Genomic DNA, 7,116 nt, shown 5'->3' with positions numbered 1-7,116 from the left:
GTGTGATCTTGAGAGAGGGGTTCTACTTTTGCGTCCCGTCGTCATGCTGCAAATTCGCCTGGGTCAGGTTCGCTCCCGCCGGCACGCTCCGCGTCAGCCACACGTTGCCGCCAATGGTCGAACCCTTGCCAATGGTAATCCGCCCCAGAATCGTCGCCCCGGCGTAGATCACCACATCATCCTCGACAATCGGATGCCGCGGATGGCCCTTCTGCAATTGCCCGTCTTCATCCGCCGGGAAACGCTTGGCGCCCAAAGTCACGGCTTGATAGATCCGCACCCGCTCGCCAATGATCGCCGTCTCACCAATCACCACACCCGTCCCGTGGTCGATAAAGAAGCTCGGGCCGATCTGCGCGCCCGGGTGGATATCAATTCCGGTCGCCGAGTGCGCGATTTCCGCACTGATCCGCGCCAGCAACGGCAACCCCGCCCGATACAAGTGATGCGCCAGGCGATGGTGAATCACCGCCAGAATCCCCGGGTAGCACAACAGCACTTCATCCACGCTGCGCGCCGCCGGGTCGCCGTGGTAGGCGGCGAGTACGTCGGTGTCCAGCAGGCTGCGCAAGGCTGGCAATGCCAGGGCGAAATCCTGGATCAGGTGGATGGCATGGGCGTCCACCTCACTGTCATCCTGGCCGCCTTGCCGTGCGGCATACCGCAGTTCCAGCCGCGCCTGGGCGAGCAACGCATTCAGCGCCACATCCAGGGTATGGCCGACGTAGAAATCTTCACTTTCTTCACGCAGGTCCACCGGCCCCAAACGCATGGGGAACAGCGCGCCGCACAACGCCTCGAGAATCTGCGCCACGGCTTCCCGTGAAGGCAGCTCGCGACCGCCCTGCTCGCCGCTGACCCGGCCATTGCGGGTGCGCCACTGGTCCCGGGCGCTGCGCAGCTGGCTGACGATGGTCTGTAATTGCCAATGACTGGAACGCTCACTCACGGTCTTCACTCCTGACGAAATGCCCACCACTTTACGGCAAGGCACCTGAGCGTCCTTAAGAACCAATAGTGCAATGCTAATAACCCACAGACATAAGCGATTGGCGGTTGCCCCCTGAAAAGTGCCTGCCTATAGTCGGTGCATCTCTGACCACCCGTGCGTAGCCATGATCAAACAACAGCTCGACCGCTTTAACCGTCTGGAACTGCTGGGCGGCGCCACCGCCCTGGAAAAACTCGAACGGCTGTCGGCCTGGCTGGGGCGTGACGTCTACGTCAAACGTGACGACACCACGCCGCTGGCCCTGGGTGGCAACAAGCTGCGCAAACTCGAATACCTCGCCGCCGACGCCCTCGCCCAAGGCGCCGATACCCTCGTCACCGCCGGTGCGATCCAGTCCAACCATGTGCGCCAAACCGCGGCACTGGCCGCCAAGCTGGGCCTGGGCTGCGTCGCCCTGCTGGAAAACCCGACGGGCACCGAAGACCCCAACTACCTGGCCAACGGCAACCGCCTGTTGCTGGAACTGTTCGACGCCAAGGTCGAGCTGGTAGAAAACCTGGACAACGTCGACGACCAACTCAACGCCGTCGCCGACCGCCTGCGCAGCAACGGCAAGAAGCCGTACCTGGTGCCCATCGGCGGCTCCAACGCCCTCGGCGCCCTGGGTTACGTGCGCGCCGGACTGGAACTGGCCGGGCAGATTGAAGACAGTGGCATCCAGTTCTCCACCGTGGTCCTGGCCTCCGGCAGCGCCGGCACCCACAGCGGCCTGGCACTGGCACTGGCCGAAGTACTGCCGGACCTGCAAGTGATTGGCGTCACGGTGTCCCGCACCGACGAAGCCCAGCGCCCCAAGGTGCAAGGCCTGGCCGAACGCACGGCCGAATTGCTCGGCGTGCCGGTGCCCGATGCGTTCAAGGTGATCCTGTGGGACGAGTACTTCGCCCCCCGTTATGGCGAACCGAGTGCCGGCACGCTGGCGGCGATCAAGCTGGTGGCCAGCCAGGAAGGCTTGCTGCTGGACCCGGTCTACACTGGCAAAGCCATGGCCGGGTTGCTGGACGGCATTGGCCGGCAGCGCTTTGAAGAGGGGCCGATCATCTTCCTGCACACCGGTGGCGCACCCGCCTTGTTCGCGTATGATTCGAGCTTTTGATATTCCATAAAGAAATATCAATCTTATTTTATATTATTTTCAAGTCTTAAAACCTGGCTTTATAGTCGCGCCGTAGGCGAATCTGCTGGCGATGCCCACAACTCGGTAAAAACTTCACCACCGAGTTGATGCATTCGCGAGCAAGCCCGCTCCCACACACCGCGCTTTTAAGGCAGGATACGACTACCGCGTCACCTGCATCGCTCAACATAAAAACACAGGGGCTCTTCATGACTATTTCCGTATTCCGTCGCACGTTACTGGTTGGTACGTTGGGGCTGGCGCTTGGCGCCGGGTGGCTCGGTCAGGCAGTTGCCGGCGAGCAGTTGGACAACATCAAGAAAGCCGGCGAAATCAAGATTGGCCTGGAAGGCACCTACCCGCCGTTCAGCTTCGTCGATGAAAGCGGCAAGCTCAGCGGTTTCGAGGTCGAGTTGTCTGAAGCCCTGGCCAAGAAGCTCGGCGTCAAGGTCAAGCTGCAAGCCACGCCATGGGATGGCATCCTCGCCGCCCTGGAATCCAAACGCCTGGACGCAGTCGTCAACCAGGTGACTATCTCCGACGCGCGCAAGGAAAAGTACGACTTCTCCAAGCCGTATACCGTCTCCGGTATCCAGGCGCTGACCCTGGCGAAAAACGTCGACACCATCAAGACCGCCGACGACCTGGCTGGCAAGAAGATCGGTGTGGGCCTGGGCACCAACTACGAACAATGGCTCAAGGAAAACCAACCGAAAGCCATCGTCAAAACCTATAACGATGACCCAACCAAGTTCCAGGACCTGCGCATCGGCCGTGTCGACGCGATTCTGATCGACCGCCTGGCGGCGCTGGAATACGCCAAGAAAGCCAAGGACACTGCCGCTGCAGGTGCTGCTTTCTCCCGTCAGGAAGCCGGTATTGCCCTGCGCAAAGGCGAGCCTGAACTGCTGGCTGCGGTGAACAAGGCCCTCGACGAACTGCGCGCCGACGGTACCTTGAAGAAACTGTCCGAGAAGTACTTCAACGCTGACGTTACTCAATAATGGAAGCAGGTTTCCAACTCGCGCTGGACTCCGCGCCCTTTCTGCTCAAGGGCGCGTATTTCACGGTAATTCTTAGCCTTGGCGGGATGTTTTTCGGCTTGCTGCTGGGCTTCGGCCTGGCCTTGATGCGCCTGTCGCGCTTCAAGCTGTTGAGCTGGACCGCCCGAGTCTACGTGTCGTTCTTTCGCGGCACGCCCTTGCTGGTACAGCTGTTCCTGATCTACTACGGCTTGCCGCAAGTGGGCATCGAGCTGGATCCGATCCCGGCAGCCATGATCGGCTTCTCGCTGAACATGGCCGCTTATGCCTGTGAAATCCTGCGTGCCGCCATCGGTTCCATCGAGCGCGGCCAGTGGGAAGCTGCGGCCAGCATCGGCATGACCCGTGCGCAGACCCTGCGCCGGGCCATCCTGCCGCAGGCCATGCGCACGGCCTTGCCGCCGTTGGGCAACAGCTTTATTTCCCTGGTCAAGGACACCGCCCTGGCCGCCACCATCCAGGTGCCGGAGTTGTTCCGCCAGGCGCAATTGGTCTCGGCCCGTACCTTCGAAATTTTCACCATGTATCTGTCCGCCGCCTTGATCTACTGGATTCTTGCCAGCGTTCTGGCGCACGTGCAAAACCGCCTGGAAGCACGAGTCAACCGGCATGACCTGGAGTCTTGAAGCATGATCGTGGTTGAAAAACTGACCAAACAATTCAAGGGTCAGGTGGTGCTTAACGGGATCGACCTTGAGGTCAAGGAAGGCGAAGTCGTCGCCATCATCGGCCCCAGCGGTTCCGGCAAGACCACCTTCCTGCGCTGCCTGAATTTCCTCGAAGAACCCACCAGTGGCCGGATCAAGGTCGGTGACATCGAGATCGACAGCAGCCGCCCGCTCAACCAACAGCAAGGCCTGGTGCGGCGCCTGCGCCAGCACGTGGGCTTTGTGTTCCAGAACTTCAACCTGTTCCCGCATCGCACCGCCCTGGAGAACGTCATCGAAGGCCCGATCGTGGTCAAGAAGATGCCCCGGGCCGCCGCGGACGCCCTCGGTCGCAAGCTGTTGGCCAGGGTCGGCCTGGCAGGCAAGGAAGACGCCTACCCCCGGCGCCTGTCCGGCGGGCAGCAGCAACGGGTAGCCATTGCCCGGGCCTTGGCGATGGAACCCGAGGTGATCCTGTTCGATGAACCCACCTCGGCCCTGGACCCGGAACTGGTAGGCGAAGTGCTGGCGACCATTCGCAGCCTTGCTGAAGAAAACCGCACCATGGTCATCGTGACCCATGAGATGAGTTTTGCCCGGGATGTTGCCAATCGCGTGATCTTCTTCGACAAGGGTGTAATTGTTGAACAAGGCGAAGCCAAGGCACTGTTTGCCAACCCGAAAGAAGAACGCACCCGACAGTTTCTGAGCAAGTTTATCAACAACTAACTTGCGCCCATCGGATGTAAGAAACTTCGCTTTATAGAGTTGCCGAAAGGCAACTCGCCTCTTAGGTTTTTTTTGGGAAAAGCCCTTTATTCATTGGGTAAAAATCACCTTGAAACACACACTTGCAGCGCCCCCCCAGTAAGACCCTTCTGAATATTCCATAACCCCCTGTTTGCCCCGCCCAGCCTCTTGACGCCAACTAACCGAGCCTCTTATCTAGAGCCAAGATAATTGGATCCATTCCGGTTTTTCATTAAATCGTTCCTTTCGGACTACGCCGCCTGCACGCGCCCAATGTCCGGGACGATTGCTGTTGGCTGCATCAAGGAGATTATTTATGAAGCGTATTTCCACTCGGGCGTTGCTGTGTGCCCCGACCTTGCCCCAAGCGCATCGAGAAGGCATCAATGCCCTCGCCGCGACAGACTTGCAGGTCGATATCGCGCCTTACTGCGGCATGGACGAAGGTGATCTGATCGAGCTGTTCTGGAACAACTGCTTTGCCGCTTCCAGGCGCGTGACCGCCGGCAAAATCGGCATGTCCACCAGCCTTCGAGTGCCGGAAAGCTTTGTGCAAAATGGTCCGGCGCGAATTCATTATCGGGTCATGCAAGTCGGCCACGGCCCGGCGCGTTCAGCCATCACCCGAGTGCAGATCAAGACCGATTATCCCGGCGGCATGCCCCTGGCACTGAGCATCGATGAAAACCAGAACCTGGCCGCCGTCAGCCTGCCCGAGACCATTCGCCGCCACGGCGTCAACAGCAGCCAGATCCGTCGCGGCGTGCCCCTGACCATCGAGCCCTACCTGAACATGGCGACCGACGACGAGATCACGCTGCGCTGGGGCGACGTGCGCCTGGACCTGCCAAAAATCCAGGCCAGCGATGTCGGCAAGGCGGTGCACGTGTGGGTGCCGTCGACGATCATCGTCGAGGCCGGGGATGACCATCGCCTCGAAGTGACCTACTGCATTCGCGACCGGGTCGGCAATAATTCACGCTGGGCGCCAGCCCGCACCTTGCGCATCGCCACGCACGTCCCCAAAGCCCCGACCAGCCCCGCCAAGCCTGCACTGGTCTACCAACCCCGCCGCCCCGGTTCGCCCTGTGAGCCGGGGTGACAGACCTTCTATGCATATTCCTAAAAGTTAGTTTATTTAAAAATTTAACACGCTTAGGGTATATGCACCGGACCACCGGACATTCCTGATTTTTTTATCTTTTCAACGGATGTGAGGTAGGTATGGTCAAAATTACCCCGGTGCGTAACGCCAGGGCATTACGTGCAGCCAAGGAGCGGCGCTGATGTCTAACTTGGCACAAACACCCCCCCAGAGTGATCTGGACGTCGCCCCGCTGTTGTTGCCCGCCAAGGTGCTGCGCAACGACGCCGAGGCTCTGAGCGCGGCTCATGAGCTTGCCCAGGCTGCGCGCCTGCAAGCGGCCAGGCGCGATCAGCAACGCAAACTGCCCTGGGCTGAAATCGAGCATTTCACCCGCAGCGGCTTGGGCAGTATTTCCATTCCTCGTGAGTACGGCGGCCCGCAAGTGTCCTTTGTGACCCTGGCCGAAGTGTTCGCGATCATCAGCGCGGCCGACCCGGCGCTGGGGCAAATCCCGCAGAACCATTTCGGCATCCTGCACGTGCTGCAAGGTGCGGCCAGCGAGCGCCAGAAGAAGCAGCTTTTCCAGAGCGTGCTGGACGGCTGGCGCATCGGCAACGGCGGCCCGGAACGCGGCACCAAAAACACCCTGGATCTCAAGGCACGCATCACTGCCGAAGGTGACGGCTACGTCATCAGTGGCCAGAAGTTTTATTCCACCGGCGCGCTGTTCGCTCATTGGGTGGCGGTCAAGGCGTTGAACGATGAAGGCAAGGTCGTCATGGCGTTCGTGCGCCGTGGCACCGAAGGCCTGCGTATCGTCGATGACTGGTCAGGCTTTGGCCAACGCACCACGGCCAGCGGCACGGTGCTGCTCGATCAGGTGGCGGTGGACGCCGAACTGGTGGTGGAGACGTGGCGCCTCGGCGAAACGCCGGGGATCCAGGGCGCCGTTTCGCAATTGATCCAGGCGGCCATCGACGCCGGCATCGCCCGTGGTGCGCTGGACGACACCATCAGCTTCGTACGCGAACGCTCGCGGCCATGGATCGACGCCAAGGTCGAGCGGGCCAGCGATGACCTGTATGTGATCGCCGATATCGGCAAGCTGAAGATCGAACTGCACGCCGCTGAAGCGCTGTTGCGCAAGGCCGGCCAGGTACTGGATCAAGTCAGTGCCGCACCGATCACTGCGCAGTCAGCCGCACGCGCCTCGATTGCCGTGGCCGAAGCCAAGGTGCTGACCACCGAGATTTCCCTGCTCGCCAGCGAAAAGCTGTTCGAACTGGCCGGCAGCCGCGCGACCCTCGCCGAATTCAACCTCGACCGCCACTGGCGCAACGCCCGGGTGCACACCCTGCACGACCCGGTGCGCTGGAAGTATCACGCGGTGGGCGCCTATCACCTCAACGGCACTTTACCTGCCCGACATTCCTGGATTTAACCGACCAGACCTCTGGAGA

Annotated in this window: 7 protein-coding genes; 6 read left to right on the top strand and 1 reads right to left on the bottom strand. The window is 60.7% G+C overall.

All coding sequences use genetic code 11. The features are described from left to right. Positions 1 to 22: 22 nt before the first annotated feature. On the bottom strand, positions 23 to 949 hold the full coding sequence (gene epsC, locus SNL23_RS27625) for a serine O-acetyltransferase EpsC (protein ID WP_010168915.1): 927 nt from the start codon (positions 947 to 949) through the stop codon (positions 23 to 25). Positions 950 to 1,115: 166 nt separating this feature from the next. On the opposite strand from epsC, the gene SNL23_RS27620 reads away from it, so the two are divergent. From SNL23_RS27620 to SNL23_RS27595, 6 genes are all read left to right on the top strand, one after another. Then, the gene (locus SNL23_RS27620; RefSeq protein WP_076018193.1) at positions 1,116 to 2,108 is read left to right on the top strand and encodes a D-cysteine desulfhydrase; all 993 of its coding nucleotides are present in this window, start codon (positions 1,116 to 1,118) and stop codon (positions 2,106 to 2,108) included. Between the two features lie 230 nt (positions 2,109 to 2,338). Beyond that, complete coding sequence (tcyJ, locus tag SNL23_RS27615; RefSeq protein WP_003211859.1) at positions 2,339 to 3,133, top strand: cystine ABC transporter substrate-binding protein; 795 nt, start codon at positions 2,339 to 2,341, stop codon at positions 3,131 to 3,133. Then, positions 3,133 to 3,798 (top strand): cystine ABC transporter permease, encoded by a 666-nt coding sequence (gene tcyL, locus SNL23_RS27610; protein ID WP_003211857.1) that lies wholly within the window; start codon positions 3,133 to 3,135, stop codon positions 3,796 to 3,798. The genes tcyJ and tcyL overlap by 1 nt, the downstream gene beginning before the upstream one ends. 3 nt (positions 3,799 to 3,801) lie before the next feature. Next, positions 3,802 to 4,548 (top strand): L-cystine ABC transporter ATP-binding protein TcyN, encoded by a 747-nt coding sequence (gene tcyN, locus SNL23_RS27605; protein WP_076018195.1) that lies wholly within the window; start codon positions 3,802 to 3,804, stop codon positions 4,546 to 4,548. Positions 4,549 to 4,885: 337 nt separating this feature from the next. Then, the gene (locus tag SNL23_RS27600; RefSeq protein WP_318304289.1) at positions 4,886 to 5,671 is read left to right on the top strand and encodes a hypothetical protein; all 786 of its coding nucleotides are present in this window, start codon (positions 4,886 to 4,888) and stop codon (positions 5,669 to 5,671) included. Between the two features lie 184 nt (positions 5,672 to 5,855). Continuing rightward, the gene (locus tag SNL23_RS27595; RefSeq protein WP_318304288.1) at positions 5,856 to 7,097 is read left to right on the top strand and encodes an SfnB family sulfur acquisition oxidoreductase; all 1,242 of its coding nucleotides are present in this window, start codon (positions 5,856 to 5,858) and stop codon (positions 7,095 to 7,097) included. Positions 7,098 to 7,116: the final 19 nt, after the last annotated feature.

Source organism: Pseudomonas sp. SED1, from assembly GCF_034044025.1.
GTDB lineage: Bacteria > Pseudomonadota > Gammaproteobacteria > Pseudomonadales > Pseudomonadaceae > Aquipseudomonas.
Note: the sequence above shows the minus strand (reverse complement) of the source record. Positions and strands in the feature narration are given on the sequence as shown.